Source organism: Kitasatospora sp. NPDC049285 (assembly GCF_040678815.1).
Lineage (GTDB): Bacteria > Actinomycetota > Actinomycetes > Streptomycetales > Streptomycetaceae > Kitasatospora.
Window position 1 is genome coordinate 1 of the sequence record NZ_JBFAQR010000009.1, and the last position, 24,608, is coordinate 24,608.

The following is a 24,608-nucleotide window of genomic DNA, read 5'->3' on the forward strand; positions in this document are numbered from 1 at the left end:
ACACTCCGCCGACAGGTCCCTAACCAGCGATGACCGCAGTTCTCAATCAGTGGTCGGAGCGTCCCGGAGGACCGGGCGGCCATTCCTTCCGAGCCCTCGAGGGCAACGCGCCATCAGCCATACCCGGTCCTCCCGGACCGCCTCACATTCTTAGGGAGTGCCATGGCCGACGCCCCCGAGTTCGCCTCCAAGGAGGAGTGGCTCGCCTCCCTCCACCGCGTGTACGCCGCCGCGGGCTGCCTGATCTCCGACCCCGACGGCCGCGTCCTGATCGTCAAGGCCTCCTACCGCGACGCCTGGCAGTTCGTCGGCGGCACCGTCGACCTCGGCGAGAACCCCCGGCAGTGCGCGGCCCGCGAACTCCACGAGGAGACCGGCCTGACCCGCGAGGCCGGCGACCTGCTGGCCGTCGCCTGGACCCACCCCAGCGGCGAACTCGACCACCCCGCCTGCCACTTCCTCTTCGACCTCGGCACCTTCCCCGCCGACACCCCCATCACCCTCCCCGCCGGCGAGCTCGACACCTACCAGTGGGCCACCGTCCCCGAAGCCCTCACCCTCCTCGGCCCCGCCCGCTCCCTCCGCCTCCAAGCCGCCCTGGCCGCCCGCGAAGACGGCCACCCCCGCATCATCACCGCCCCGAACTCCGGCTTCTGACCCCCCACCCAGCCGCCTACGGCGGGGAGCCGGCGGGTTTTTCGGAGGTCGGCGGACTCGACCCATCGCGCGCCCGCACGGTGGCTGGCGGGGAGCCGGTCGGCATGTGCCGTCGCGAACCGTCAGTCGGTCTCGTCCGCCCGCGCGGGTACCTTGCAGGTCCTTCGGTGGCTACCCCGTGGGGCTCCTCGCCTGCGCACCGTCGGTGACTCCCCGTCGGCCCGCCGCAGGCGGTGGCCTACCGGCGGGGAGCCGGTTGCTCGTCGGTGGCTGCGCTGTGGTGGGCCGTCGTTCGCTCGCGTGCTTCGCTGACTTCCCGTCAGCCCGCCGCCGGCTCCGTGTTCGCCGGCGCCCGTGTGGGCGGTCAGGTCTGTGGGCGGCGCCAGACGTAGGCGGCGGAGACGGGGTGGCCGCGGTGGGGGGTCCACTTGGGCTTGAGGGTGAGCCAGGCGTCGTCGACGACGCGTTCGTGTATCTCGGCGAGGTGGAAACCGGCGGCGAGGCCGGTGGTGAGGTGGTCGCTGACCAGGTGGACGTGGGTGGTGATGGCGACGGGGCCGGTGGGGCCGTCGAAGTGGGTGGGCATGCCGGCGGCCATGATGAACGCGGGGTGCAGGCCGACCAGGGTGAGCAGGCCGCCGGGGCGCAGCAGGCGGAAGGCCTCGCGGTAGAGCGGGGCGAGGTCGGCGAGGTGCTCGTCGACCAGGGAGCAGGCGGCCAGGTCGTAGCTCGCGGACGGCAGTCCGGTCGCGCCGAGGTCGGCCTCGACCAGGCGGCGGTGGGCGCCGCGCTGCCGGGCCCGGTCGAGCATCTCGGGGGTGAGGTCGACGCCGTCCACCGCGCCGACGCCCTGCCCGCGCAGCCACGCGCCGGTGCGCCCCGTCCCGCAGCCGAGGTCGACGGCCGTGGCGGCCTCGCCCCACGCGGGGACGGTGAGGCCGGCCAGCACCTCGACGTCCATCGCGTCCTGCACGGTCCGCTCGTAGCTGTCGACCCATTGGGCGTAGCCGGTCCGGACGTCCACCATCGGATAGTTGCGGGTGTCGAACAGCGCGAAGTCCACCATGTCGGCAGTATCCGTCGGGCCACGTGCGCCCTGCCAACGATTAAGCGGTCTGCCAAAGTTTGAGCGCTCCGCCAGAGCTTGAGCGCCCTGCCAACGATTGAGCGCCCTGCCAACGATTGACGGGCCACGCTGCGGAGCTCGCCGGCCGTCAGCCCAGCAGTCGCGTCCGCACCGCCGCGACGTCCGCGGCCGGCAGCCAGTCCGGCCCGTCGAACTCGGCCAGCACCTGCGCCAGGACGGCCTCCGCGGAGGTCCCGGCGGAGGCGAGGATGCGGGCGATGCCGGCCTCCTCGTCGGGGTGGCCGAGGATCGCCCACAGCGGGCGGAGGTTGGCGGCGCTGCGCAGGTAGTCGTCGGCGATCGCCGCGGGGGTGACGCCGGCCAGGGCGAGCAGGACCAGCGCGGCGAGGCCGGTGCGGTCGCGTCCGGCCCCGCAGTGCACCGCCACGGCGCCGGGCCGGGCGGCGGCGACGGCGGAGACCAGGGCGGAGACGGCGTGCGGGCAGTGGTCGAGGTAGGGGCGGAAGGAGAGCGGGGTGCCGTCGAGGGCGCCGAACCGGGCCCACCAGTCGGGTCCGGCGAGGGCGTCCAGCGGCACCCGGACCAGGTCGACGCCGTCCGGGAGCGGGAGCAGCGGCCGGTACTCCTCGGGGTCGCGCAGGTCGACGACGGTGCGCACGCCGTAGGCGAGCAGTGCGGCCCAGCCCTCGGCGGTGAGCCGGTCCAGGTTGTCGGCGCGGACGATCGCTCCCGGCCGGGTGCGCCGTCCGTCGACGGTGGGCAGGCCGCCCAGGTCGCGGACGTTCAGGCAGCCGTCCCATTCCAGCCGCCGGTCATCCAGCAGTCCCGTCACTTCAGCCCCCCGGCTCACTCCAGGGGCACCGCGCCCCGGTACTGACTGAGACTCAGCTGGGCGCGGAGTGGTTCCCGCGCGGGAACTCCCAGAGCGCGCGGCCGAGGGTGTCGAACACCCGGACCAGGTCGAAGCGTTCGTCGCCCGCGGAGAGGAACCCGCGGGCGGCGCCGGCCAGCACCGCGCCGGCGGCCGCGTCGTGGCGGCTCCAGGCGCCGAACAACTCCAGCGCGCCGGAGGCGAGTTCGGCCCGCTGGATGCGGGCGACCGCGGCCTGGGCCAACGCGCCGTTGACGCCGTCGAGTTCGGCCTGGCCGAGGTAGCGCTCGCGGCCCTCGACGTCCAGTCGGCGGCGCAGCTCCGGCAGCGCGTAGCGGCGCACCGCGGCGACCGAGTCCTCCACCGCGACCAGCCAGCGCGGGCCGGGCGCCACCTCCCACCACACGGCGCCGCCGACCGGCAGCAGCTCGCCGATCGGGGCGCTCCAGCGCTCCAGCCCGGTCGGGGTGTTGGCGTCGGGGCGGATGCTGCGCCGGTCCCACGCCGACTTGTCGGTGACGCTCAGGTTGACGGTGTACCGGACCCGCCCGTCCTCGACCACCGCGTGCACGCCGAGCACCGCCCAGCGGGCGGTGTCCGGCAGCGAGAAGGAGTACCGCCAGCCCTGGAACCCGAGGGCGCGCAGGGCGGGCGCGAAGTGCTCGCGGATTCCCGTCGCGTACAGCTCCTGGGCGGTGGTCATGGCGGCGCGGGCTCCTCGCGGTCGGCAGAAGGGTCGGCCGAAAGGCCGGTGGTGAAGAGGGGGGGAATGTCCCTCTTTCGCACGGTATGGCGAAGCGAGTGGCCCGGGCCGCGGGCGAACGGCAGCGGCCGGCGGGACGAAGCGACGGCATCGGAGGGGACGAAGTGACGGCCTCCGACGGGACGAAGGTCCGCCCGGCGCCCCGCCTCGGCGGGTTGGGCCGCTTCACTCCGATGGCGCATCATGTGGCGGGTGCACAGTGCTGAACACCACGGGGCGGACGACGGTTGTCCGGCCGGCCGTCCGAGCCCACCGGACCGTCCTCCCGGCCGGCGGGTCGATCTGACCGAGGCGGTGGCGGCCGCCCAGCGCGGCGACGAGGAGGCGTTCCGGATCCTGTTCCGCGCGGTCCAACCCGGCCTGCTGCGCTACCTGCGGGTGCTGGTCGGCGGCCGTGCCGAGGACGCCGAGGACATCGCCTCCGAGGCCTGGCTGCAGATCGCCCGTGACCTGCCGGGCTTCCGGGGTGACGCGGACGGCTTCCGCGGCTGGGCCGCCACCATCGCCCGCAACCGTGCGATGGACCACCTGCGCCGCCAGCGCCGCCGCCCGGTCGCCGACGTGCCCGAGGAGTACCTGGCCGAGCTGGCCGCCGTCGAGGACACCGCGGGCCAGGCGATGGCCACCGTCGCCACCTCCGACGCGCTGGCGCTGATCGCCGGCCTGCCGCCGGACCAGGCCGAGGCGGTGCTGCTGCGGGTGGTGCTCGGACTGGACGCCGAGAGCGCCGCGAAGGTGCTCGGCAAGCGGGCCGGCACCGTCCGGATGGCCGCCCACCGCGGGCTGCGGCGGCTGGCCAAGGTGCTGGAACAGACCGGGGGAGCGGCCGGCGGGGTGCCCCGCCGGGAGGCCGCGAAAAAAATCTCCGCGCAGGGTGTGACACCGGCGCAGGTGCCGACGCTGAAGGACATGAGATGAGCACCAACCGATCCCGCCGGATCGATCGCGCCGCCGCCGAGCAGTTGTTCGGCGGCGCCACGGTCGACCCGGAGGCCGGTCTGGCCCCCTCCGCCGGGCGGCACTCCGCCCCCGGACGGCCCGAGCTCTCCGCACTCCTCGCCGCCGCCGCGGCGCACGGTGCGGAGGGCGACGGCCCGCTGCCCGGCGAGGAGGAGGCCATGGCCGCGTTCCGGCAGGCCGCTCGCACCCCTGCCCCACAGCACCGGAGACGAACGATGGCGGACACCGCGCTCGCGCGGGCACTCAGCGCGAAGGCCCTTGCCATCGCGCTGGGCGTGACCGCCGTCGGCGGGGTCGCCGTCGCCGCGAGCACCGGACGGCTGCCCGAGGTGCTCGGCGGCAGCCCGGACAACCCGCCGCCCGCGGTCGCCTCCGCCACGCACTCCTCGTCCGCGCCGGGCAACCCGTCCGGGCAGACCGGCAGCCCGCGTGCGGGCAAGTCGGCGAGCGCCACCGCCCGACCCGGCGGGGGCGACGGCGGCCGGGCCGGCACCGGGTCGACCGACCCGAGTGCGCTGCCCGACCTGGCGAAGCAGTGCCGCACCTTCGCCGACCGGGTGTCCGCCGGCGCCAAGGCGAAGGACGCCGCCACCCTCCCGGAGCTGGCCGAACTGCTCAAGGCGGCCGACGGATTCGAGAAGGTGACCGGCTACTGCGCCGCTCTGGCGGCGGGCGGCGACCAGCAGGGCGACACCGGCCACGGCCGTCCGTCCGCCACCACGACCCCGTCGCCGAGCGCGCCGACCCCGAGCCCGAGTCGCTCGGACGGCCGCCGCGGCGACCCCCAGCAGTCCAAGTCCTCCGCCGGAGGAGGCCAGGACTGACCAGACTCCGGTCGGATGGTGGGCACCCCCCGGGCCCACCACCCGACCGGGACCGCCACCGGGCGGTCGGCGGCCTCCCCTGTGCCCGCCGCCCGCCCGGGGACCGACTCCGGACGGTCGGAGGGCTCCCCCGGGCCCCCGCCGTCCGGGACGGCTCCGGACGGTCGGTGGGCTCCCCCGGGCCCCCGGCCGTCCGGGACAGCTCCGGACGGGCGGCGCCACTCCCCCGGGTGTGCCGCCCGTCCGGAACCGGCTCCGGTGCCGAGCTCCGACCCTCCAGCCCGTCCCCCCGACCTCCCCCGGTGAGCCGCCATGACCTTCCCGCGGACCTCGCCCGGCGTCGAACGCCGGGCCCGGCGCGACGCCGCCCGCTCCCACCCGCACCGCCTGCGCCCGCTGCCGGCGGTGTGCGCCGCGCTGCTCGCCGTCGCCCTGCTGCTGTGGGGCTGCATCGGCCCGTGAGGCCGGTGAGGCCCGCGCGGTGCACCGGGCCGCAGTGGCCGATGGTGCCCGTGGCACCGGTGATGACCGGGGACCGGGTCCGCCGGGGGCCGCGAACGCTATGGTTCACGGGTGCCCGACCGACGTGAGGGGAGTATCCGATGATCGGACGCGCGATGAACGGGCGCTACGAGCTCGGCGAGATACTCGGCGTCGGCGGGATGGCCACCGTCTACCGCGGCATCGACCGGCAGCTCGGCCGCCCGGTCGCGGTGAAGGTGCTCAACGGCGGTCTCGCCGACGACCCCCGGTTCGCCGAGCGCTTCGCCCGCGAGGCCCAGCACGCCGCACTGCTGGTCCACCCGCGGATCGTCACGGTCTTCGACTCCGGCGTCGACCAGGGCGCGCCCTACCTGGTGATGGAACTGGTGCACGGCCGCGCCCTCGGCCACCTGATCGCCGAGCAGGGCGCCCTCCCGGTGGAGCGCGCGGTCGGCATCGCCGCCGCCGTCCTGGACGCGCTCTCCGCCGCCCACGCCCAGGGCCTGGTGCACCGCGACATCAAGCCCGGCAACATCATGATCACCCACGACGGCGGGGTGAAGGTGGTGGACTTCGGCATCGCCCGGGCCGGCTCCTCCAGCGGCCAGCAGCTCACCCAGACCGCCACCGTGCTCGGCACCGCCGCCTACCTCTCCCCGGAACAGGCCACCGCCGCCGAGCTGGACGGTCGCTCCGACCTGTACGCGGTCGGCTGCGTGCTGGTCGAGATGCTCACCGGCGCCCCGCCGTTCACCGCCGACACCCCGGTCGCCATCGCCTTCAAGCACGTCACCGAGTACCCGGCCCCGGTCTCGCTGCAGCGCCCGGACGTGTCCCCGGCGCTGGACGCGGCGATCATGCGGCTGCTCGCCAAGAACCCGGCCGACCGCCCCGCCGACGCCGCGAGCGCCGCCGCCGAACTGCTCGCCGCCGTCCCGTCCGTCCCCGCGGACCGGGCCGCCGCCCTGCTCGGCAGCGCCACCCAGGTCCTCCCGCCGGTCGCCGCCCCGCCGCAGCCCTACACCGAGCAGCACCGCACCTCGGTGCTCCCGCCGCTGCCCTCGATGGCCGCGATGGACTCCGACGGCTACCACGACGAGGAGCCCCGCCGCAGCCGCAACCCGCTGGTGTACGGCGGCATCGGCGCCGCGGTGATCGTCTGCGTGGCCGCCGTCGCGGCCTTCTCGTTCAGCGGCAACGGCGGCACCCCGAAGACCCAGCACACCGCCGCCCCGCCGGTCGCCTCCAGCAGCGCCCCCGAGCCCTCGACCGCCGCCCCCTCGCCCAGCCTGAGCCCCTCGTCGCGCCCCTCCGCCACCCCCAAGCTCAGCGTGGCCGGCCAGCTGGCCCAGCTGCGCGCCGACGTCGCGCAGGCGAACTTCGCCCGGGACCGCGACCGCCAGGACGACCTGACCAAGCTGCTCGACCAGGCCGCCCAGGCGGTCGGCGACAAGCAGCCGGACGAGGCCGAGAGCGCCCTGAAGGACGCCCAGCGCCTGATCCGCGACCTGCAGAAGCGCCACGCCGTCGAGGGCGGCGTCCTCACCGGCTGGCTGAACCGGGTCACCGCCCTGACCGCTGTCGTGCACGCCCAGGCCCAGCAGAACTAGCCGCCCGGCAGCCCTAGTCGTGCTTCCCGCGCCGGGAGTGCCGCTCGCCGGCGCGTTGCACCGCGCGGGTCTTCACCTGCCGGGTCAGCGCGGTCACTCCGGTGGTCAGGAAGACCACGGTGTACAGCAGTTGGAGCATCACCATGACCCGGGAGACCTGCCCGGTCGGGTGGATGTCGCCGTACCCGACGGTCGACATGGTGATCACCGTGAAGTACAGCGCGTCGATCTTGGTGTACAGCCCGTCGATCTGGCCGGGCTGCCGGGCCAGCGCCAGGTAGGCGGCGGAGAACACCACCAGGGCCGCGCACACCAGCAGCAGGATCACCGGCGCGGGCCGGCCCGGCAGCCCGAGGATCTGCTGGCGCACCTCGCGCAGCACCCCGAGCCCCAACAGGGTCAGCAGGGCGGCGAACACCGTCCAGCTGAGCACCGGGTGGTGCGGCCCGAAGGCACCGAGCGGCACGGTGAAGTACGCCACCAGCAGCGCCACCGGTCCGCCCAGCAGGGTGAGGTAGGCGCGCATCGGCCGCGCGGTCGTCACGCCGGTTCGCCGGGAGTGTCCAGGAACTCCAGCACGGCGAGCACCAGCAGCAGTGCCAGCGCCAGCCAGAGCACCACCAGCCCGGTCGGGTAGCTCCAGGTGAGCAGGACGATCGCGGCCACCGCGACGGCGCCCCACCCCAGCCAGGTCTTCCAGCGGTGCACGAAGCGGCCGACCGGGCCGAGGTTCATGCCGATCCGCTCGGCGGCCTGCCGGACGGCGCCCAGGCCCTCCTGCCAGAGGCTGCGCACCCAGCCGGCCCGGCGTCCGGCACCGGTCAGCCAGGCGGCCAGCGCGATCACCACGCCGAGCGCGAGCACCATCCGGATCGCGGTCCGCAGGTAGCGCACCAGCGTGTCGTAGACCGCCATCGCGGCGGCCTGGTCCACGTCGGCGGGCAACTTGTCCAGGTAGACGGTCCGGAAGACGCTCAGCCCGATGCCGAGCACCCCGGCGCCCGCCGCCATCAGGAGCGCCGCGGTGACGGTCGCGCGGCGCCGCCGCACCGCCAGCAGGATGCCGCCGACCGCGCAGGCCACCGCCAGCACCGGCACCCAGAACCCGGCCAGGTCGAGCAGCCGCAGGCCGGTCTGCGCCTTCTTCACCGCGCTGGACTGCACCAGGGTGTAGTCGGTGTGCACCTCGGGGATCTTCGACGCCAGCCCCAGGCCGTTGGCCACCAGCCGGTCCTTGACCTGGGCGATCACCGGCGCCAGGTCGAGGCTGACCTTGTCGCCCTTGACCTGCACCGCCCCGCCGCCCTGGCCGGTCAGCACCTTGTCGAAGGCGGCGTGCGCGCTGCGCAGCACGTTCGCCCAGATCCCGGCGAAGGCGTCGGACTGCAGGAAGCGCTGCACCTGGTCGTGGACGAAGCCGGTCAGGCCGCTGGTCAGCGCCGGGCCCAGCTTGGCCAGCGCGGCGTCGAGGACCGGCTTGTCGGCGGGCGCCGCCGAGTTGATCAGGTCGGTGATCGGCAACTGCTGCATCACCGCGTCGGTGATCCGGTTGGCGAGCGCGCCCTGCACCGCCGGGTCGGAGGCCAGCGGCGCCATCGTCGCGACGAACCGGTCGGTGTCGGTGACCTGCGCCTTGCTCCACGAGGCGACCACAGCGAGCGGGGTGAGCACGGCGGCCAGCAGGATCAGCACGACGGCGAAGAACGACCGCACCCGGTGCCTGGGCCGGGGCGGCTTCTGCTTCTCCAGGACGGCGATCCGCTTGCGCAGCTCGGCGAGCTCCGGCTCGCTCGAGGGTTCGTCCGTCGCCATCCGTGCCTCCCCGGTGCCACACCGTCAGATGGCTACCAGGAGATACCAGGGCGAAGCGGACAGCCAGTCGGGTTGGTCCCTCAGAGGGCGCGGGAACGCCGGAACCCCCGGACCGTCAGCTGACGGTCCGGGGGTTCCGGAAGGCGTGCGGTCGACGAGCCGTCAGGCCGTGGTCGACTTGGTCTCCGGGGCGGCCTTGGTGACCACGGTCGGCTCGACGGCCGGGCGGGGCTGCTCGGCGGCCTGCGAGGTCGCGGTGCCGTTCTGCGCCTCCGCGGGGGCGTCGTCCTCGCGCAGGGCCTTGGTCTCGGCCTTCAGGATGCGCATCGACTTGCCGAGGCCGCGGGCCATCTCGGGCAGCTTCTTGGAGCCGAACAGCAGGACGAGCACTGCCACCATGATGATGATGTGCCAGGGCTCAAGACCGTTACGGAACATCCCTGACCACCGGTCCTTTCGTGGAAGTTCTCGCCGTGAATTCCGGGCCGGGCGACGGAGCCCGACCCGGCCAGTATGCCTGGCCTTGTCGGCGAACGTATACACCCGTCGGCAAACAGCCGCCGAAAAACAGGTGATCCGAGTCATGTGGTCTGAACCACGTGCGGATAACGACCGGAATTCGGCGGCCGGTTCGCGGTCGTCCGAGGTGCGGCGTCCGGCTCAGGCCCGCGGGCCCAGCAGCACGCTCCAGGCCGAACCCGCGGCGGCCAGCACCACCACCGCGGTGAGCATCCGCACGGGCGCCGAGGAGGCGACCCGCCGCTCCCCGCCCGGCTGCTCCAGCAGCCGCCGGCGGCGCACCCCGTGCAGGTGGAAGCCGCCGGCCGCGCAGGCCAGCACCGCCCCGATCGCGACCAGGCCCGGCTGCCGGTGCAGCAGTCCGGTGCGCAGCACCAGCAGGGCGTCGGCGGTGAGCAGCAGCGCGGTGCGGCTCCAGGCCAGCAGGGTGCGCTCCGGCTGCAGGCCCGGGTCGCGGCCGCTCGCCGGGGCCCGGCCGGTCACTTCGCCCAGCCGACGATCAGCACCGCGAAGACGGCCGCGGCCAGCGCCACGCAGACCGTCAGCACCAGCATGATCCGGGTGGCCGGCAGCGCCCCGCCGGCCCGCATCGCCCGCTCGACCTGCCGCCAGCGCCGGTACGCCGCCACGCCGAGGCCCGCGCCGCCGGCCGCCAGCAGCACCGACAGGGTGGCCCGGACCGGCTCGGGCGCCAGGTCCGGGGTCAGCTGGTCGAGCGCGATCGCGCCGGCCAGCAGCGCCAGCGCGGTCCGGATCCAGGCCAGGAAGGTGCGCTCGTTGGCCAGCGTGAAGCGGTAGTCGATCTCCTCGTCGCCGTCGTCGCCCGCCATGCCAGCGACCCTAGGGCCTGCCCGACGCTGCGCCCCGGACCGGCGCGGCGGAGGCCGTCCGGCGGGGCGACCGGCGGACGCACCCGGGCACGCGAACGGCCCCGGACGGGGTCGTCCGGGGCCGCGCCGCGCCGTGCCGATCCGGGGTCAGGCCACCGGCAGGGCCTGGTCGGGCTCGGCGGGCGCCGGGTCGGCCGGGGCGGTGCGGGCGGCGGGGACGGGCAGGTGACGCATCAGCAGGTGGGCGGCGAGCGCCGCGCCGAGCATCACGGCGACGCCGACCAGGGCGGCCAGGTGCATGCCGTCCGCGAAGGCGGTGCGGGCCGCGGTGAGCAGCTGGTCGGCGGCCTCGCCGGGCAGGTGGGCGGCGACGGTGACCGCGCCGCCGAGGGTGTCGCGGGAGGCGGTGGCGGCCTCGCCGGTGACGCCGCCGGGCAGCGGGCCGTCCAGCCGGGCCCGGTAGACGGCGGCGCCGGCCGCGCCGAGGAGGGCGATCCCCAGCGAGCTGCCGAGCTCCTGCGCGGTCTCCGCGGTGGCGCCGGCCGCGCCGGCCCGGTCGGCGGGGGCGGCGGAGAGCACCATCTCGCCGGTGATGCTGATGGTGCCGACCGAGCCGGCCGCGATCACCCCCGCGGCGACCAGCGGCAGCGCCAGCGAGGAGCCCGGGTCGACCAGCGCCATCGCGGTGAACCCGGCCGCACTGGCCAGGAACCCGGCGGTGAGCAGGACGGCGGGCCGGACCTTGCCGGCCAGCGCGCCGAATCCGCCGACCGCCGCGCCGACGCCGACGCTGGGCAGCAGGGCCCAGAGCGAGGCGGCCAGCGGGCTGTAGCCCTTGACCAGCTGCAGGTACTGGGAGGTGAAGAGGGTGAAGCCCATCATGGCGAACATCGCGATGGTGTTGACGGTGATCGCCCCGGAGTAGGTGCGGATCCGGAACAGCCCGAGGTCGATCAGCGGGTTCGCCGCGGTGCGCAGCCGGACCGCGAAGCCGGTGCCCAGCAGCAGCCCGGCGGCCAGCACCAGGGCGGGCCGCAGGCTCCAGCCGTCCACCGCGAGGGTCTTGATGCCGTAGACCACCGGCAGCACGGTGGCGATCGAGAGCGCCGCGCCGAGCAGGTCGAAGCGGCCCTGCCGGGGTGCCCGGTGCTCGGGGAGCAGGAACGGCGCGCCGACCATCACCAGCAGCATCGCCGGGACCGCGACCAGGAAGGCCGAGCCCCACCAGAAGTGGTCGAGCAGGAGACCGCCGACCACCGGGCCGAGGGTGGCGCCGGCCATCATCACGCCGCTCCAGGCGCCGATCGCGGCCTGCCGCTGCCGGGGGTCGTGGAACATGTTCCGGATCAGGGCCAGTGTGGACGGCCCGAACACCGCCCCGGCGATGCCCAACAGGGCCCGCGCGGCGATCAGTTGGGCCGCCCCGTCGGCCCAGGCGGCGACCAGTGAGGCGGCCGCGAAGGCCGCGGTGCCGCCGATCAGCAGCCGGCGGCGACCGATCCGGTCACCCAGCGCGCCCATCGGGATCAGCAGCCCGGCCAGCAGGAACGAGTACATGTCCATGATCCACAGCTGCTGGGTGCCGCTGGGGTGCAGGTCGGTGGCGATGAAGGGGACGGCGAAGAACAGCACGCCCATGTCCATGGCGAGGACGAGGGTCGGCAGCAGGAGGAGGGCGAGGCCCAGCCATTCACGTCGGCCGGCGCGGCCGTGGGTCGTGGTCATGGCGATGACTGTACGGAGGTCTCACACAACTGTCTAGTACAAGCGTCTAAATCACTCGTCCCAGACGTTCGAGCAAGACATCCGTCTTGGACTGGCGTAGCATCGCCGCCATGGGAAACCGCGAAGACCTGCTCGCCAGCGCGAAGCGCTGCCTGCAGGAAAAGGGCTACGGGCGCACCACCGCCCGGGACATCGCCAGCGGCGCCGGGGTCAGCCTGGCCGCGATCGGCTACCACTACGGCTCCAAGGACGCGCTGCTGATCCAGGCGCTGGTCCAGGCGATGGGGGAGTGGGGCGAGGCCGTCGACGCGGCGCTGGCCGGGGCGGCCGAGGTGGCCGACCCGCGGGAGCGCTTCGTCCGGGTCTGGGATGCCGTCCGGGACAGCTTCGAGACCCACCGCGGGCTGTGGACGGTGCAGTTCGAGATCGTCGGCCGGCTCGACCACCTGCCCGAGCTGCGCGAGCAGCTGGCCGGCGCGCAGAAGCTCGGCCGGCTCGGCCTGGCCGCGATGTTCCAGGGCCGGCCGGAGCACATCGACACCCCGGAGGAGCTGGCCAGGGGCGTCTTCTACCAGTCCCTGCTGCTCGGTCAGGCCACCGCCTGGCTGATCGACCCGGACCAGACGCCCACCGGCCGGGAGTACCTGGACGGGCTGGCCCTGGTCAGCGCCGACCTGCTCGGCGTCCCGGCGACCTGACGGGGGATCAGCGGGCGGGGCGGACGCCCCCGGCTCAGGCGGTGACCGCGGTGAGCAGCACCACCGCGTCGGTGTGGGCGAGCAGGCCGTGCCGCTCCTGCGGGATGGCGTGCAGCTCGCCCGTCGCCACCTCCTGCCGGCGGCCGGCGACGGTCAGTGACACCCGGCCGCGCAGCACCTGCAGGCTGGCCGCGACGGGCGCGTTGTGCTCGTCCAGCGCGGCGCCCGCGGTCAGCGCGATCACGGTCTGCCGCAGCACGCCGTCGTGCAGCACCAGGTGGGCGCTGCGGCCGTGCGGACTCGCCGCGGCCTTGGCGGCGTGCTCCTCGGCCAGGGCGGCCAGGTCGACGTGGACGGGCTGCTGCTCGGTCATCGCGCTCTCCTCCATCGGGCCCTCGGCGGGGGCTCGCCGTCGGAGCCCCCGCCGCGACCCTAGGCGTCGGCGTCGGCGTGTCGCGCGCTGGACCACGCGCAGGGGTTAAGGAGAGGCCCGCTCGGCGTGCGAGGCCGCACCGGCGGCCCGATGGTGGGGGTATGGCGACCAATCAGAAGTTCATCGGCGGTTTCCAGGTGAACCGCGGCATGCTCACCGCCGGCGCGGCCCTGACCGGGCTCGGCGCCGTCGTCGGACTGACCGGCACGGTCCTGGTCTGCGTCGCCCTGGCCAATGCGGGCCGGGGCTGGATCCAGCGACTCGACACCCCTCCCACCGAGCTGGCGCAGCGCACCCTGCACCAGGCCAAGGCCGCCTCGTCGGCCGGATGGGAGGCGTGGCGCGCCAGTGCCAACTGAGGGGGAGGACGACGGAGGCGGGCACCCACCGGACGGGTGCCCGCCTCCGTCGTGGTGCGTCAGCCCCCGGCGGCCGCGCCGGTGGCCACCGGGCGCCAGCGGGAGAGGTCGATGGCGTCCTGCACGTGACCGGCCTGCTGCCAGGTGCCGTCGGCGCGGCGGATGGTGTGGTAGAGGTCGCCGGTGTTGGTGCTCGGCTCGAAGACCAGCTGGAACTCGCCGTTGACCGCGGCGCCGTCGACGCCGCCGAGGTTGGAGCCGTAGTAGCCGGCCCGGTCGAAGCGGACCTGGTCGACGACGTTGCCCCAGCGGGTCCAGGTGCCGTCCGCCCGGCGGATCGCGTGGTAGGCCCCGACCACGCTGTTGTCGCAGACCACCACCTGGAGCTGCCCGTTGATCCCGGCGACCGCCACGTCGGTGGTCCAGCCCCACGGCGACGGCGTCCCGGTCGCGCCCATCACGTTGCCCCACGGCTGCCAGCTGCCGTCCGCGTGGCGGAGGGTGTGCAGCACCTCGCCCGTCCACATGGTGCCGACCACCTGCAGCTCGCCGTTGACGTCGGCGGCGGCCACGCTGAAGAACTGCCCGGAGCCGAGCCCCGACGGGCTGCTCGCCACTCCCCACGGCTGCCAGCTGCCGTCCGACCGCTCGACCGTGTGCATCAGCCGGCCCGACGGGTCGATCGCCAGCAGCTGGAGCTGTCCCGCGACCTGGGTGGCCTTGATCCGGCCGGTCTGGAAGTACGTGGTGCTGCCCGGCAGGTCGTCGAGGCCGGTCATCGGCGCGAGCGCGCCCCAACTGCCGTCCGGCTGCTGGACGGACTGCACGAAGTGCTTGTTGCCGTACCCGTACGACTGGGCGCCGAACATCCGCTTCCGGCCTTGGTCGACGACCTCGGTCCAGTACGAGAGGCCGGCGAACTGCGGTACCTCGTGCGCCTGGTCCCAGCTCCCTCCCGGGGCCCGGCGGGTCTCCACCACCTTGTTCGGGTCGGCCCGGAGCAGCAGGTTCAGGCCGGCCGTGGGCGCGCCCTGGGCGGCCGAGGCCACCCGGCCGGCGGCCGGTCCCGGCGCCGCGGCGGCGCCCGGAGCGGCGGCGACCGCCAGCAGGCCGGCGGCGGCGAAGGCGGCCGCGCGGCGCGCGACCGCCCCGTGCTCGATGTGTCGTGACAACTGATCCCCCTGTCGAGTGCCCGTGGATCGCACGGGCACGCGAGTTCTACCAGAGGGCGGTCACGCCGTCATGGGGATATCCGTCACAGGCCCAGCGACTTGGCGATGATCGTCCGCATGACCTCGCTGGTGCCGCCGTAGATCCGGAACACCCGGTTGTCGGTGTAGAGGCGGGCGATCGGGTACTCCAGGATGTAGCCGTACCCGCCGTGCAGCTGGAGGCACTTGTCGATCACCTCGGAGGCCGACTCGGTGCAGAACAGCTTCGCCGCCGCGGCGTCCGCGACCGTCAGCTCGCCGTTCTGGTACAGCTCCAGCGCCTGGTCGACCATCGCCTGCTGGGCGAGCACCTGGGCCTGGCAGTCGGCCAGGCTGAACTTGGTGTTCTGGAACTCGGCCACCGCCTTGCCGAACACCTTGCGGTCCTTCACGTACTGCACCGCGAACTTCACCGCCGCCGCGGCCGAGGCGTAGGCGCCGACCGCGATCGCCAGGCGCTCCTGGACCAGGTTGTGGGTCAGGTAGGAGAACGCCTTGCCCTCCTCGCCGAGCAGGTTCTCCACCGGGACCTTGACGTCGCTGAACGCCAGCTCGGCGGTGTCGGAGGTGCGCAGGCCGATCTTCTGCAGCTTGCGGCCGACCGTGTAGCCCTCGGACGTGGTGTCCACGCACAGGATGGACAGGCCCGCGCGGCGGTCCGCCGGGTCGTACGGGGCGGTGCGGCAGACCACCAGCACCAGGTCGGCGAGGACGCCGCCGGTGATGAAGGTCTTGGCGCCGTTGAGCACGTAGTGGGTGCCGTCCGCGGAGAGCTTCGCGGTGGTGGCGATGCCCGCCAGGTCGGAGCCCGCGCCCGGCTCGGTCATCGCGATCGCGGTCATGATGTCGCCGGAGACGAAGCCCGGCAGCCAGCGCTGCTTCTGCTCCTCGGTGGCGTACTCCATCAGGTAGGGCAGCACCAGGCCGGTGTGCACGCCCGAGGAGCCGAAGGTGACGCCCGCGCGGGCGGTCTCCTCGTAGATCACCGCCTGGTACTTGAAGCCGGTCTCGCCCGCGCCGCCGTACTCCTCCGGCACCTCGATGCCGTAGACGCCCAGCTCGCCGAGCTTGCGGTAGAAGTCCCGCGGCGGGTGGCCGGCCTCCTCCCAGCTCTCGTAGACCGGGACGACCTCGTTGGCGATGAAGTCCCGGATGGTCTCCCGGAACGCCTCGTGGTCCTCGTTGAACACGGTACGGCGCACGGTGGCGCTCCCTTCGGCCGGCGGCTGATCGCGCAACAAGTTAATCGCCGGTAGCTTGCGGTGTCCAGGGCCGTCGACGCCGTGGCGACACGGGCACGGCCACGGCTAAGTGAACGGTTGCTAGCCTGACCGGGGTTCACACGGGGAGGGTGAGGACGGTGCGGCGAACAGTGGTGCGACGGCCGCCCGGGCGGCGGGCCCGGATCCTCGCGGTCGCCGCCGGGCAGTTCCACCGGGACGGCTACCACCAGGTGTCGATGGCCGCGATCGCGGCCGAGGTGGGCATCACCGCGCCCGCGCTCTACCGGCACTACCGCGGAAAGGCCGAACTGCTGCGCTGCGCCCTGGAGTCGGGCCTGGCCGCGGTGCACGAGGCGGTCGCCGCCGCCGGCGACGGCCCCGGACTCTGCGCCGCACTCGCCGAAGCCGCCGTCGAACGGCGGGAGTTCGGGACCCTGTGGCAGCGCGACGGCCGGCTGCTGCCGCCCGCCCGGCGGGCCGCGCTGCGCCGCGAGCTGCGCGCGGCGGTGCGCGCGACGGCCCAACTGGTGCGGGGCGACGGCGCGGCCGGTCCGGTGCGCGGCGAAGCTGCCGACGGTGCGGCCGAGTTGCGATGCTGGGCGGTGCTCTCCGCGTACGGGAGCCTGAGCCACCACTCCTTCGGGCTGCCGCGGCGCAGGTTCGAGGAGGTGCTGCGGGCGCTGGGGGAGCGGCTGTTGGCCGTCCCGCTGCCGGGCGGCCCGGCCGCGGCGGTTCCGGTGGAGGCGGTCCCGGCGGAGGCGGGCGAGGCGACCCGGCGGGGCGAGCTGGTGGCGGCCGCGACCCGGCTGTTCCACCGGCGCGGCTACGACAACGTCTCGATGGAGCAGCTCGGTTCGGCGGTCGGCATCGCCGGGCCCAGCGTCTACAAGCACTTCGGCACCAAGGCCGCGGTGCTAGCCGAGGTGCTGGAGCGCGGACGCGAGCGGCTGCGCCGCGAGGTGGTCTCGGTGCTGGAGGGCCCGGCGGGACCGGACGCCGCGCTGGCTGCCTTCGCCGCGTTCGCCTGGCGGGAGCGCGACTACCTGGGCGCGATGCTCAGCGAGACCGGCCGACTGGCGCCCGCGGACCGTCGCGCGGCGCTCGACTTCCGCCGCGAGTTCCTTCGCGCCTGGGTCGAACTCGCCCGCACGGACGGCGAGTCGGAGGCGGAGGTGCGGATCCGGGTGCACGCGATGATCGCCGTCACCATCGACACCACCCGCAGCGGCGCCGCCAATCCGGAGACGGTGGCGGCGCTGGCCGGAGCCGCGCTCGGGAGTCAAGGGCGCCGGGCCGGGTGCCTTCCCGGCGCCCCTGCGGTCCGTGCCTAGTACAGGACGAACGGGTAGTACACCGCGCTGGCGAGGTTCGTGTTGGCCTGCAGTGCGCCTACGCCGCCCGCGTTGCCCGCGACGCCGAGGGTGTTGTTCTGGTTCGCGGCGCCGGAGCCGGTGCCGGTCTGCTGCGAGGCGTTGGCGTTGCCGTGGACGGAGCCGACGATGTTGCCGGAGCCGGTGTTGCTGACCACGCTGCCGTTGGAGGAGTGGTCGGCGCCAGCGCCGTTGTCGGCCGAGGCGGTGCCGATGCCGGCCAGGAGGAACGCCCCGAGGGCGGTGACGACGGCGGCTGCGCGAATACGGGACACGGTGGTCTCCCTGCTAACTGGTGCGAAATGTGACGCTCGGGGGTGGCCGCCCCCTTCACGCCGGTTCCTGACGTCGCCTCATCAGGATTGCCCAGTCGGCCGATTGACTTCCAGAGCTGCCGGTCCGGTTCGCTCGAAGGTGTCACGGAAATGGAATAGCCACTGAACGCGCAGCTACCTCCACAAGGCGCGACTGCCAAGGGATTTCGCCCGAACGGCGGGGCGTGCGGCGGTTCCGGTACGTCAACGGCAGGTTGACCGAGGATCGACAGAAGCGGGAATTGGAAAGGAGTGGTCGCCTGATTGTCGTACTGGCACACTGTGGCCTCATGTCTGATGGCCTTCCCCCCGCTGCCGGTACCGGCGGAAGCGACGCCGAATTCCCGTCGGAAGAGAATCTCCGCACCACGGAGGTCGACCTCGGCGGCCTGGTGGGCGTCCTCGCCACCCACCTCTACTCCACGCCGCTGGTGGCGCTGCGCGAACTGGTGCAGAACGCCCACGACTCGCACACCCGGCGCAAGCTGGAGGACCTGGAGTCGGACTACCGCCCGCTGATCCGGGTGAGTGGCGACCCCGCGCGCCGGACGGTGGCGATCGAGGACAACGGGGCCGGGCTGACCGAGCCGGAGATCCACGCGTACCTGGCCACCGTCGGCACCGGGTACACCCGGATGCTGCGCGAACTGACGGGCAACCAGGACCTGATCGGCGCGTTCGGGCTGGGCTTCCTCTCCGCCTTCTCGGTGGCCGAGGAGGTGACCGTCACCACCGCCTCGCACCGCGAACCGGCCCTGGCGCACACCTACCGCAGCCGCGGCGGCGAGCAGTACACCGTCGAGCCGGCCCCGCCGCGGGCCGCCGCCGGCACCGTGGTGAGCCTCCGGCTGAAGCCCGAACACGCACACCTGGCCGACGAGTTCGCGCTGCGCGAGGTGCTGGCGCGGTACTGCGTGCTGCTGCCGATCCCGGTGTACGTGGGTGAGGACGACAAGCCGGTCAACGACGTGGCGGTGCCCTGGCGGCAGGACCTGCCGGGCTCCCCGTACCTGCACCGGATGCGGTTCGCGGGCGCCTTCGCCCGCAGCTTCGAGCCGCTGACCGCCTTCCCGGTGAACCCCGTGGAGGGGAGCACCGACGCGGTCGGGCTGCTGTGGGTGCAGGACGGCGGCACCTACGGGTCGACCGACAACCGGGACCTGGCGGTGTACCTGCGCGGCATGCTGCTGGCCGACGACGCCCGCGACCTGCTGCCCAAGTGGGCCGGGTTCATCGGCGGCGTGGTCGAGTCGACCCGGCTCACCCCGACCGCCAGCCGCGAGGACCTGCAGCGCGACGAGCACTACCGGGCGCTGCAGCAGGCCCTGACCGACGCGATCGTCGAGGGCCTGTACGAGACCGCCCGGCTGCAGCCCGCGGCCTGGCGGCGGATCCTCGCCCGGCACGGGCAGGACCTGCTCGGCGCGGCGCTCTGCGACGACCGGCTGTTCAGCCTGCTCGCCGACGACGTCCCGGTGCCCACCTCGCAGGGCGAGCTGACCGCCGGTGCGCTGCGCGCCGCGGGCGAGGGCGCGGTGCACGTGGCGCTCGGCAGCGGCGGCGGCTTCGAGGAGATGCTGTACCGCGCGATGCAGGTGCCGATCGCCCGCGGTGACCGGTACGCGGTGCTGCCGTTCCTGCGCCGCTACGCGCAGCTGCGGGACTGCCGGATCGTGGAACTCGGCAGCGAGAGCGGCAACCGGGAGCTGTTCCGCGCCCCGGACTTCCCGCTGCCCGCCGAGGAGGCCCGCTGGCTGGCCGGCGCGCTGGCCGAGGACGGCGAGCAGCTGGTCCCGGCCAGGTTCGAGCCGTACGGGCTGCCGCTGGTGCTGGTGCCGGACCGGGAGGCCGAGCTGAAGGCCCGGATCGAGGACGACCAGGCGGACGCCCGGATCCCGTCCGCGGCGCTGCGGCTGGCCCGGGCGTTCACCGCGCGCACCGACGGCGAGGTGAAGGCCCGGCTGTACCTCAACCTGGCCTCGCCCGCGGTCTGCGACCTGCTGGCCGCCTACCGCTCCGGGCACACCGGGGCGGCCACCGCCGCCGGACTGCTGCGCTCGCTGAAGGTGATCATGGCCGCTGCCGCGGGCTCCCCGAACGGCGACCTGGGCGCGGCCCTCGCCGGGATCTCCACCGCGGTCGCCGCACTCACCGCCGCCGTCCCCTCCGACGGTCTGTCAGCGGTCCCCGACAGCATCTCAGACACTCCGCAGGGGGACGAACGATGAGCACCGACATCTGGTCCTGGGTCCACGACGCCCACCGCCAGCTCGCCGAGTCCGGGCAGCACCGGCTCGCCGACGCACTCGCCGAGATCGCCGGCCACGCCGTCGAGGGCCGCAACGAGCAGCTCGACGCGATGTTCCCGGAGGCGCTCGCCGCCTCCCGCGCGCTCAACCTGCCCTGGGTGGAGGTGTTCCTGCGGCACTGGCGGCTGCAGAACCTGCTGAACAAGCGCTACCAGGGCGAGGCGGCGATGGCCGAGGCGGTCTCGCTGCTGGAGTTCGCGCACCGCGAGGAGACCGCCGGCTGCCCCCAGTCGGTGTGCGCCGTCCAGGACTTCACCATCTGCCACGCCAACATCGACGGCCCCGGCTACGTCCCCGAGCGGCTCGCCGTGCTCGAGGAGACCCTGGAACGGGTCGAACCCGCCCGGGCCTGCTTCGACTGCCTCTCCCGGGAGTACGCCGACACCCTGGAGGACGCCGACCGCCCCGAGGACGCCCTCGCCCACCTGGACCGCGCGCAGACCCGGATCCAGGCCGCCGGCGAGCAGCCCTCGCTCTCCTTCGCGCACAGCCGCGCCTCCGCCCTGCACCGCCTCGGCCGCTACCAGGACGCGCTGGACTCGTACGACCGCGCCGAACGCGCCTACGTCGCCGCCCGCAACCGGCTGGACGACGACGACCGGCGCAAGCTCGCCGCCGGCCGCGCCCTGCAGTTCGCCGCGCTCGGCCGCACCGAACCGGCCCTGGAGCTGCTGCCGCCCGCCGAGGAGGCCGACCGCTACGCCGACATCCGGCACCGCTGGTCGCGTGCCGTGGAGAAGCTGGCGGAGGCCGGGGCGTACCCCAACGACGCCGAGCTCGGCGCCCGACTCGCCTCCTGGACCAGCGAGTTGGACGTCGCGGGGTCGCACCGCCCGTGCCTCGACCTGGTGCTGCTGGCCGGCCGGCTCGCGGTCGCCCGCGGCGCCCGCGAGGTGGCGCTCACGCTGGCCGCCACCGGTGAGCGCAAGCTCGGCCAGCTGCGCCGCACCGACGGGGTGGCCGAGCAGGTGGCCGCCCTGAAGGCTGCCGCCGAAGCCCTGCCGCGCCCCGAACTCCCGGTCGACATCGAGGAGTTGCCCGGCTGGCTGGCCGAGCACCAGCCCGACCCGGAGGCCGGTGCCGACCTGCTGGCCGCCGGGCTCGCCGCGAGCGGGCGGCGCGACACCGTCCTGGTGGTCAACCTGGCCGCCGCACTGGGCACCCTCGGGCACGCCCGGACGGCCACCGACCTGCTGTGGGCGCAGCTGGAGGCCGACCCCGGGCACGAGTACCTGGTCGGCCTGCTCGGCCAGCAGCTGATCGACGCGGAGGACGGCGAGGGCGTGCACCGTCTCGCCGACCTGCTGACCGCCGCCGACCCCGCCGACGCGCACTGGCTGCGGGCCCGCTGGGCCGCCGCGCAGGGCCGCTGGGCCGAGGCCGGCGAGCAGTGCCGGGGCGTCCTCGCGCACCAGCCGGAGGCGATCAACACCCGCCGCCTCGCCGCCACCGCCGCCACCCGGCAGGGCGACCACGCCGAGGCCCAGCGGATCTACCAGGAGCTGCTGGCGCACGCCCTCGACCCGGAGCAGGCCGCGGACGACGAGGCGCACCGCACCGTCCAGGAGCCCGACCTGTGGCACCTGATCACCGCGGCCAGCGCCAACCGCGACTGGGACACCGTCCGCACCGTCGGCGCCCGGCTCGGCATCGAGTTCGACGCCGACAGCGGTCCGGTCGACGAGGAGTGGCAGCTGATCACGCTCCGCGCCCCGCGCGGCAACGGCAGCACCGCCGACATGCCCGCCGTGCGCACCGGCCCGGCCACCGCCCGGGTGCTGCCGGTGCTCGGCGGCGAACTCGACCTCAACCACGGCGACGTGGTGGTGTTCGGCCCGGCCGTGCTGAACGAGCGCCCCGAACCGGGCGAGGAGGACGACTGGCGGCCGGTCTTCGAGTTCATCACCCTGCTCGACCCGGCCGGGTTCACCACCTACTGGATCGACGGCGGCCACCCCGGCGACACCGACTGGTTCGCCCTGCGGACCGGCCTGCAGGTGGCCGGCTACGGCATCTGGGCGTACAGCGGCGACCAGTACCGGGTCACCGACCCCACCGGCGAACAGGAGGACCTGCCCGGCCTCTACGCCGCGGTCGGCGTCCCCCCGACCGCCTCCGCCAAGGAGGCCGACGCCCTGCTGCGGGAGCTCACCGCCGACTTCGCCCACCCCCTGGCCTGGCCCGACCTCGCCGAGGCAGCCGGCATCGACCTGGCCCGCCACCAGCGGATCGTGGAGGACTACGGCCTGTAGGCGCGTTCCGCGACCGCCCGCGGTCCTGGCATTCCCCAGGACCGTGGGCTGTCAGCGGATCAGGTCCCCGGCCATCGCGTCGACTTCGGTTCGTCGCCGAGCACCTGCTCGCGAGCAGGGCCGACCTCAGGTCTTCCTCCATGTCGGACACCGCCGGCTGACACGATGGGATGTTGGGGATCGGTCGATTCCAGGGCCGCACCGGTCACGCGCATCGGCCGGCCCGACGAGGTGGCGTGCCCGGGAGATGGTGGGTGACCGCGTATGCGGTGCCCAGGAGGCCGCGTGGCTGGGGGTCAGCCGGTCTTCTCCCACGTTGAGCACCCCTGGACTTCAAGGTATTCGCCCTTGCGGACGGTCACCCGGGTCTGGCCCTGGACGTTGCCGTTGGCAATGATCGAGGAGAACTCTCCGGAGGCGTCCTTGTAACGCGCCCAGTAGCAGTTCGGTATGACGCTGTCCGCCGGGCCGGCGGTCTTGTAGGTGCCGGCCTCGATGTCCTCGCCGACCAGGTACTTGCCGTTGCCTGGGAACGAGGTGGCTGGGCCGCTCGGAGCCGGAGCCGGGGGCGGGGCAGAGGACTCCGGTGTGCTCGGGGGCGACGGGGCGGCGGTGACGGTCACAGTGGACGCGGGGGCGGGCGCGGCGATCGCGGCGGGAGCGGTGACGGTCACAGTGGGCGCCGGCCGAGCCTCGGCGGCGGGCTTCCCGTCGGCGCCGCCGATTCCGACGCCAAGGAGTAGGGCAACGAACGCCGCTGCGCCGTGGGTCAGTAACGCCCTGCCCTGGAACGGCTTTCGGGGGCTGGTCGGTTGCGGCGGGGCAGCGGCTCAGGTCGGCGGGCCGGGCGGGGCCGGGGGCGTGGGAGGCGTGGTTGTCACGAGGGCTCCTCGTAGCGATGCGGAGTATGCGCCTGAGGCCGGTGGACCGGAATCACCTTCGGGTGGTCGGTACTCTGCCGGGCTGCTCGTACCTTGGCATAAGAAACCCTGATAATTCTGGTTATCGGAGTAAAGTGCGCTGAATTGCATCGGATGCGATGACTCACCCATCGCTGGGAGCTGCGCCACGGTGTCCCTGTTCGCGTGAATCCTCAGATGGTGATGGGCTGCGCAGAACGAGCCGGAGCGGACGCTTCAGCGTGCCAGCCTGGCGGTTCTTGTCCAGCCACTCCTTGACGCTTCGCCGCCAAGGGTCTGTGGGATCGCTGTCGGTGACCTTTGCGGACACGGCTGCCCAGATATCCCAGCAGGTCGACGCCATGGACGAACGCATGGAGCCGGCCATGAGTAGCCGGGTCCAGATCCAGGAAGAGGGTGTCGCTTCCGCCGTTGTGGGCGATGGGAAGCAGGTCGGTCAGCTCGCCCAGGAGGATTCTCCAGGCGTACTCACCGGTATCGTCCCGGCCCAACTGATAGAGGTCGTCGAAGCCCTGGACCGGTTCTGGTCTACCGACCGGGAGGCGCATCGAGTAGTTCGACATCTCCCCGCTGGCGGCCTCCAGGAACGAGCGGTTGCCGGGAGGCTGGGGCAGTCCGGTCTCCCGTTCGAGCGCGGCGCACTCGTCTGGGTCGAACCGCCCGAAGGGATCGCCCGGCAGGCGACCCCGCTACGAGCGCGAGAGCTCCTCGACACGAAATACCGAGATTGGCTGACTGGCCGTGGGCTGCTGCTTGCGGATTCGGATCTGACGTACCGCCGTCGCCTCGCTGCATTTGACGTGCCGTCCCGTCCCGCCCTATTGACGCCCCGTCAGCAGGGTGGCTCGGTCTGCCCGAGGTCGACGTCGTCGAACAGTTCCAGCATCCGGCCCAGCACTCGGACGCAGGTGTCGAGGTCGGCCTCGGTGAGCTCGCCGCCGGCCTGGCGCAGCAGGGCGTACTCGCGCGCCGTGACGGCGGTGATCGCGGCCCGCCCGGCGTCGGTCAGCCGGATCAGCGAGGAGCGCTGGTGGGCGGGGTTCGGGATGCTCTCCACCAGCCCGTGCGCGGCGGCGTCGTTGACCATCCGCTGGACGAACTGTCGGCTGAGCGACTGGGCCCGGCCCATCTGCGGGACGGTCATCGGGCCGTGCTCGCGCAGCAGGTCCAGTACGGCGCGCACGCCGACGGACAGGCCCGGGGCGGCGTCCTGCTCGATCTTTCGCTGCACCCGCCGGTAGAGCGGCCCGACGAGGGCGAAGACTTCCATCAGGCGCTCGGGCAGCTCATCGGGGGTGAGGGGGCGGTCCATGGGGCGGTCGGTTCCGGTCACGGGTCCCATCATGACACCTCAGTTGCCATGTCGGACGGGATATGA

26 protein-coding genes are annotated in these 24,608 nt (G+C 73.9%); 10 read left to right on the forward strand and 16 right to left on the reverse strand.

The window, feature by feature from the left end:
- The first annotated feature begins 162 nt into the window (after nucleotides 1-162).
- The gene (locus tag AB0K51_RS08810) at nucleotides 163-657 is read left to right on the forward strand and encodes an NUDIX hydrolase (protein WP_363452100.1); all 495 of its coding nucleotides are present in this window, start codon (nucleotides 163-165) and stop codon (nucleotides 655-657) included.
- Between the two features lie 364 nt (nucleotides 658-1,021).
- Here the strand turns inward: AB0K51_RS08810 and AB0K51_RS08815 are convergent, their stop codons facing one another.
- The 3 genes from AB0K51_RS08815 to AB0K51_RS08825 all read right to left on the reverse strand — a co-directional run bounded on the left by AB0K51_RS08815 (nucleotide 1,022) and on the right by AB0K51_RS08825 (nucleotide 3,318).
- Nucleotides 1,022-1,723: a class I SAM-dependent methyltransferase gene (locus AB0K51_RS08815; protein WP_363452102.1), complete on the reverse strand. Its 702-nt coding sequence runs from the start codon at nucleotides 1,721-1,723 to the stop codon at nucleotides 1,022-1,024.
- 148 nt (nucleotides 1,724-1,871) lie between these two features.
- Complete coding sequence (locus tag AB0K51_RS08820; RefSeq protein WP_363452104.1) at nucleotides 1,872-2,576, reverse strand: tyrosine-protein phosphatase; 705 nt, start codon at nucleotides 2,574-2,576, stop codon at nucleotides 1,872-1,874.
- A 52-nt stretch (nucleotides 2,577-2,628) separates the two neighbouring features.
- A complete protein-coding gene (locus AB0K51_RS08825; RefSeq protein WP_363452106.1) occupies nucleotides 2,629-3,318 on the reverse strand; it encodes a hypothetical protein in 690 nt (229 codons plus the stop codon).
- A 243-nt stretch (nucleotides 3,319-3,561) separates the two neighbouring features.
- On the opposite strand from AB0K51_RS08825, the gene AB0K51_RS08830 reads away from it, so the two are divergent.
- The 4 genes from AB0K51_RS08830 (at nucleotide 3,562) to AB0K51_RS08845 (ending at nucleotide 7,255) form a co-directional block, all read left to right on the forward strand.
- On the forward strand, nucleotides 3,562-4,296 hold the full coding sequence (locus tag AB0K51_RS08830; RefSeq protein ID WP_363452108.1) for an RNA polymerase sigma factor: 735 nt from the start codon (nucleotides 3,562-3,564) through the stop codon (nucleotides 4,294-4,296).
- Complete coding sequence (locus AB0K51_RS08835; RefSeq protein ID WP_363452110.1) at nucleotides 4,293-5,162, forward strand: hypothetical protein; 870 nt, start codon at nucleotides 4,293-4,295, stop codon at nucleotides 5,160-5,162. Before AB0K51_RS08830 ends, AB0K51_RS08835 begins: the two co-directional genes overlap by 4 nt.
- A 312-nt stretch (nucleotides 5,163-5,474) precedes the next feature.
- Nucleotides 5,475-5,624, forward strand: coding sequence for a hypothetical protein (locus AB0K51_RS08840; RefSeq protein ID WP_363452112.1), 150 nt, complete (start codon nucleotides 5,475-5,477; stop codon nucleotides 5,622-5,624).
- A 140-nt stretch (nucleotides 5,625-5,764) separates the two neighbouring features.
- Nucleotides 5,765-7,255, forward strand: coding sequence for a protein kinase (locus AB0K51_RS08845; RefSeq protein ID WP_363452114.1), 1,491 nt, complete (start codon nucleotides 5,765-5,767; stop codon nucleotides 7,253-7,255).
- A gap of 13 nt (nucleotides 7,256-7,268) precedes the next feature.
- Here the strand turns inward: AB0K51_RS08845 and AB0K51_RS08850 are convergent, their stop codons facing one another.
- The 6 genes from AB0K51_RS08850 to AB0K51_RS08875 form a co-directional block, all read right to left on the reverse strand.
- Nucleotides 7,269-7,799, reverse strand: coding sequence for a potassium channel family protein (locus tag AB0K51_RS08850; protein ID WP_363452116.1), 531 nt, complete (start codon nucleotides 7,797-7,799; stop codon nucleotides 7,269-7,271).
- Nucleotides 7,796-9,067: a hypothetical protein gene (locus AB0K51_RS08855; protein WP_363452118.1), complete on the reverse strand. Its 1,272-nt coding sequence runs from the start codon at nucleotides 9,065-9,067 to the stop codon at nucleotides 7,796-7,798. Before AB0K51_RS08855 ends, AB0K51_RS08850 begins: the two co-directional genes overlap by 4 nt.
- Nucleotides 9,068-9,229: 162 nt before the next feature.
- Entirely contained in the window at nucleotides 9,230-9,505 is a 276-nt protein-coding gene (gene tatA / locus AB0K51_RS08860) for a Sec-independent protein translocase subunit TatA (protein WP_363452120.1), read from the reverse strand.
- Nucleotides 9,506-9,727: 222 nt separating this feature from the next.
- A complete protein-coding gene (locus AB0K51_RS08865; RefSeq protein ID WP_363452122.1) occupies nucleotides 9,728-10,069 on the reverse strand; it encodes a DUF202 domain-containing protein in 342 nt (113 codons plus the stop codon).
- Nucleotides 10,066-10,416, reverse strand: a complete 351-nt coding sequence (locus AB0K51_RS08870; RefSeq protein ID WP_363452124.1) for a DUF202 domain-containing protein — start codon at nucleotides 10,414-10,416, stop codon at nucleotides 10,066-10,068. Before AB0K51_RS08870 ends, AB0K51_RS08865 begins: the two co-directional genes overlap by 4 nt.
- A gap of 147 nt (nucleotides 10,417-10,563) precedes the next feature.
- Nucleotides 10,564-12,141, reverse strand: coding sequence for an MFS transporter (locus AB0K51_RS08875; RefSeq protein ID WP_363452126.1), 1,578 nt, complete (start codon nucleotides 12,139-12,141; stop codon nucleotides 10,564-10,566).
- 110 nt (nucleotides 12,142-12,251) lie between these two features.
- On the opposite strand from AB0K51_RS08875, the gene AB0K51_RS08880 reads away from it, so the two are divergent.
- Complete coding sequence (locus AB0K51_RS08880; RefSeq protein WP_363452128.1) at nucleotides 12,252-12,839, forward strand: TetR/AcrR family transcriptional regulator; 588 nt, start codon at nucleotides 12,252-12,254, stop codon at nucleotides 12,837-12,839.
- A 34-nt stretch (nucleotides 12,840-12,873) separates the two neighbouring features.
- Here the strand turns inward: AB0K51_RS08880 and AB0K51_RS08885 are convergent, their stop codons facing one another.
- Entirely contained in the window at nucleotides 12,874-13,212 is a 339-nt protein-coding gene (locus AB0K51_RS08885; RefSeq protein ID WP_363452130.1) for a cupin, read from the reverse strand.
- Nucleotides 13,213-13,373: 161 nt separating this feature from the next.
- Between AB0K51_RS08885 and AB0K51_RS08890 the strand changes: the two genes are divergently transcribed.
- Entirely contained in the window at nucleotides 13,374-13,631 is a 258-nt protein-coding gene (locus AB0K51_RS08890) for a hypothetical protein (RefSeq protein ID WP_363452132.1), read from the forward strand.
- Nucleotides 13,632-13,690: 59 nt separating this feature from the next.
- Here AB0K51_RS08890 and AB0K51_RS08895 read toward each other — a convergent pair whose 3' ends face one another.
- Together AB0K51_RS08895 and AB0K51_RS08900 are read right to left on the reverse strand one after the other, a co-directional pair.
- A complete protein-coding gene (locus AB0K51_RS08895) occupies nucleotides 13,691-14,803 on the reverse strand; it encodes a hypothetical protein (RefSeq protein ID WP_363452134.1) in 1,113 nt (370 codons plus the stop codon).
- 83 nt (nucleotides 14,804-14,886) lie between these two features.
- Nucleotides 14,887-16,044: an acyl-CoA dehydrogenase family protein gene (locus tag AB0K51_RS08900; protein ID WP_363452136.1), complete on the reverse strand. Its 1,158-nt coding sequence runs from the start codon at nucleotides 16,042-16,044 to the stop codon at nucleotides 14,887-14,889.
- A gap of 158 nt (nucleotides 16,045-16,202) precedes the next feature.
- Here AB0K51_RS08900 and AB0K51_RS08905 point away from each other — a divergent pair, with 158 nt between their 5' ends.
- Complete coding sequence (locus tag AB0K51_RS08905) at nucleotides 16,203-17,396, forward strand: helix-turn-helix domain-containing protein (RefSeq protein WP_363452138.1); 1,194 nt, start codon at nucleotides 16,203-16,205, stop codon at nucleotides 17,394-17,396.
- On the opposite strand, the gene AB0K51_RS08910 is transcribed toward AB0K51_RS08905, so the two are convergent.
- Nucleotides 17,393-17,710: a hypothetical protein gene (locus AB0K51_RS08910; RefSeq protein WP_363452141.1), complete on the reverse strand. Its 318-nt coding sequence runs from the start codon at nucleotides 17,708-17,710 to the stop codon at nucleotides 17,393-17,395. The two genes, AB0K51_RS08905 and AB0K51_RS08910, sit on opposite strands and share 4 nt — an antisense overlap.
- 329 nt (nucleotides 17,711-18,039) lie before the next feature.
- Between AB0K51_RS08910 and AB0K51_RS08915 the strand changes: the two genes are divergently transcribed.
- Both AB0K51_RS08915 and AB0K51_RS08920 read left to right on the forward strand, forming a co-directional pair.
- Nucleotides 18,040-19,977 (forward strand): ATP-binding protein, encoded by a 1,938-nt coding sequence (locus AB0K51_RS08915; RefSeq protein ID WP_363452143.1) that lies wholly within the window; start codon nucleotides 18,040-18,042, stop codon nucleotides 19,975-19,977.
- Entirely contained in the window at nucleotides 19,974-22,310 is a 2,337-nt protein-coding gene (locus AB0K51_RS08920; RefSeq protein WP_363452145.1) for a hypothetical protein, read from the forward strand. Before AB0K51_RS08915 ends, AB0K51_RS08920 begins: the two co-directional genes overlap by 4 nt.
- A gap of 296 nt (nucleotides 22,311-22,606) precedes the next feature.
- Here AB0K51_RS08920 and AB0K51_RS08925 read toward each other — a convergent pair whose 3' ends face one another.
- The 3 genes from AB0K51_RS08925 to AB0K51_RS08935 all read right to left on the reverse strand — a co-directional run bounded on the left by AB0K51_RS08925 (nucleotide 22,607) and on the right by AB0K51_RS08935 (nucleotide 24,542).
- A complete protein-coding gene (locus AB0K51_RS08925) occupies nucleotides 22,607-22,984 on the reverse strand; it encodes a hypothetical protein (protein ID WP_363452147.1) in 378 nt (125 codons plus the stop codon).
- A gap of 419 nt (nucleotides 22,985-23,403) precedes the next feature.
- Entirely contained in the window at nucleotides 23,404-23,793 is a 390-nt protein-coding gene (locus tag AB0K51_RS08930) for a hypothetical protein (protein ID WP_363452149.1), read from the reverse strand.
- A gap of 269 nt (nucleotides 23,794-24,062) precedes the next feature.
- A complete protein-coding gene (locus AB0K51_RS08935) occupies nucleotides 24,063-24,542 on the reverse strand; it encodes a MarR family transcriptional regulator (RefSeq protein ID WP_363452432.1) in 480 nt (159 codons plus the stop codon).
- Nucleotides 24,543-24,608 lie beyond the last annotated feature (66 nt).

What these genes read in the sequence shown, in the direction of transcription:
- AB0K51_RS08890 (WP_363452132.1), top strand. Translation starts at nt 13,374, where the DNA reads ATGGCGACCAATCAGAAGTTCATCGGCGGTTTCCAGGTGAACCGCGGC.
- AB0K51_RS08810 (WP_363452100.1), top strand. Translation starts at nt 163, where the DNA reads ATGGCCGACGCCCCCGAGTTCGCCTCCAAGGAGGAGTGGCTCGCCTCC.
- AB0K51_RS08855 (WP_363452118.1), bottom strand. Translation starts at nt 9,067, where the DNA reads ATGGCGACGGACGAACCCTCGAGCGAGCCGGAGCTCGCCGAGCTGCGC.
- AB0K51_RS08880 (WP_363452128.1), top strand. Translation starts at nt 12,252, where the DNA reads ATGGGAAACCGCGAAGACCTGCTCGCCAGCGCGAAGCGCTGCCTGCAG.
- AB0K51_RS08840 (WP_363452112.1), top strand. Translation starts at nt 5,475, where the DNA reads ATGACCTTCCCGCGGACCTCGCCCGGCGTCGAACGCCGGGCCCGGCGC.
- AB0K51_RS08815 (WP_363452102.1), bottom strand. Translation starts at nt 1,723, where the DNA reads ATGGTGGACTTCGCGCTGTTCGACACCCGCAACTATCCGATGGTGGAC.
- AB0K51_RS08870 (WP_363452124.1), bottom strand. Translation starts at nt 10,416, where the DNA reads ATGGCGGGCGACGACGGCGACGAGGAGATCGACTACCGCTTCACGCTG.
- AB0K51_RS08885 (WP_363452130.1), bottom strand. Translation starts at nt 13,212, where the DNA reads ATGACCGAGCAGCAGCCCGTCCACGTCGACCTGGCCGCCCTGGCCGAG.
- AB0K51_RS08835 (WP_363452110.1), top strand. Translation starts at nt 4,293, where the DNA reads ATGAGCACCAACCGATCCCGCCGGATCGATCGCGCCGCCGCCGAGCAG.
- AB0K51_RS08930 (WP_363452149.1), bottom strand. Translation starts at nt 23,793, where the DNA reads ATGTCGAACTACTCGATGCGCCTCCCGGTCGGTAGACCAGAACCGGTC.
- tatA (WP_363452120.1), bottom strand. Translation starts at nt 9,505, where the DNA reads ATGTTCCGTAACGGTCTTGAGCCCTGGCACATCATCATCATGGTGGCA.
- AB0K51_RS08845 (WP_363452114.1), top strand. Translation starts at nt 5,765, where the DNA reads ATGATCGGACGCGCGATGAACGGGCGCTACGAGCTCGGCGAGATACTC.
- AB0K51_RS08875 (WP_363452126.1), bottom strand. Translation starts at nt 12,141, where the DNA reads ATGACCACGACCCACGGCCGCGCCGGCCGACGTGAATGGCTGGGCCTC.
- AB0K51_RS08830 (WP_363452108.1), top strand. Translation starts at nt 3,562, where the DNA reads ATGTGGCGGGTGCACAGTGCTGAACACCACGGGGCGGACGACGGTTGT.
- AB0K51_RS08920 (WP_363452145.1), top strand. Translation starts at nt 19,974, where the DNA reads ATGAGCACCGACATCTGGTCCTGGGTCCACGACGCCCACCGCCAGCTC.
- AB0K51_RS08825 (WP_363452106.1), bottom strand. Translation starts at nt 3,318, where the DNA reads ATGACCACCGCCCAGGAGCTGTACGCGACGGGAATCCGCGAGCACTTC.
- AB0K51_RS08915 (WP_363452143.1), top strand. Translation starts at nt 18,040, where the DNA reads ATGTCTGATGGCCTTCCCCCCGCTGCCGGTACCGGCGGAAGCGACGCC.
- AB0K51_RS08935 (WP_363452432.1), bottom strand. Translation starts at nt 24,542, where the DNA reads ATGGACCGCCCCCTCACCCCCGATGAGCTGCCCGAGCGCCTGATGGAA.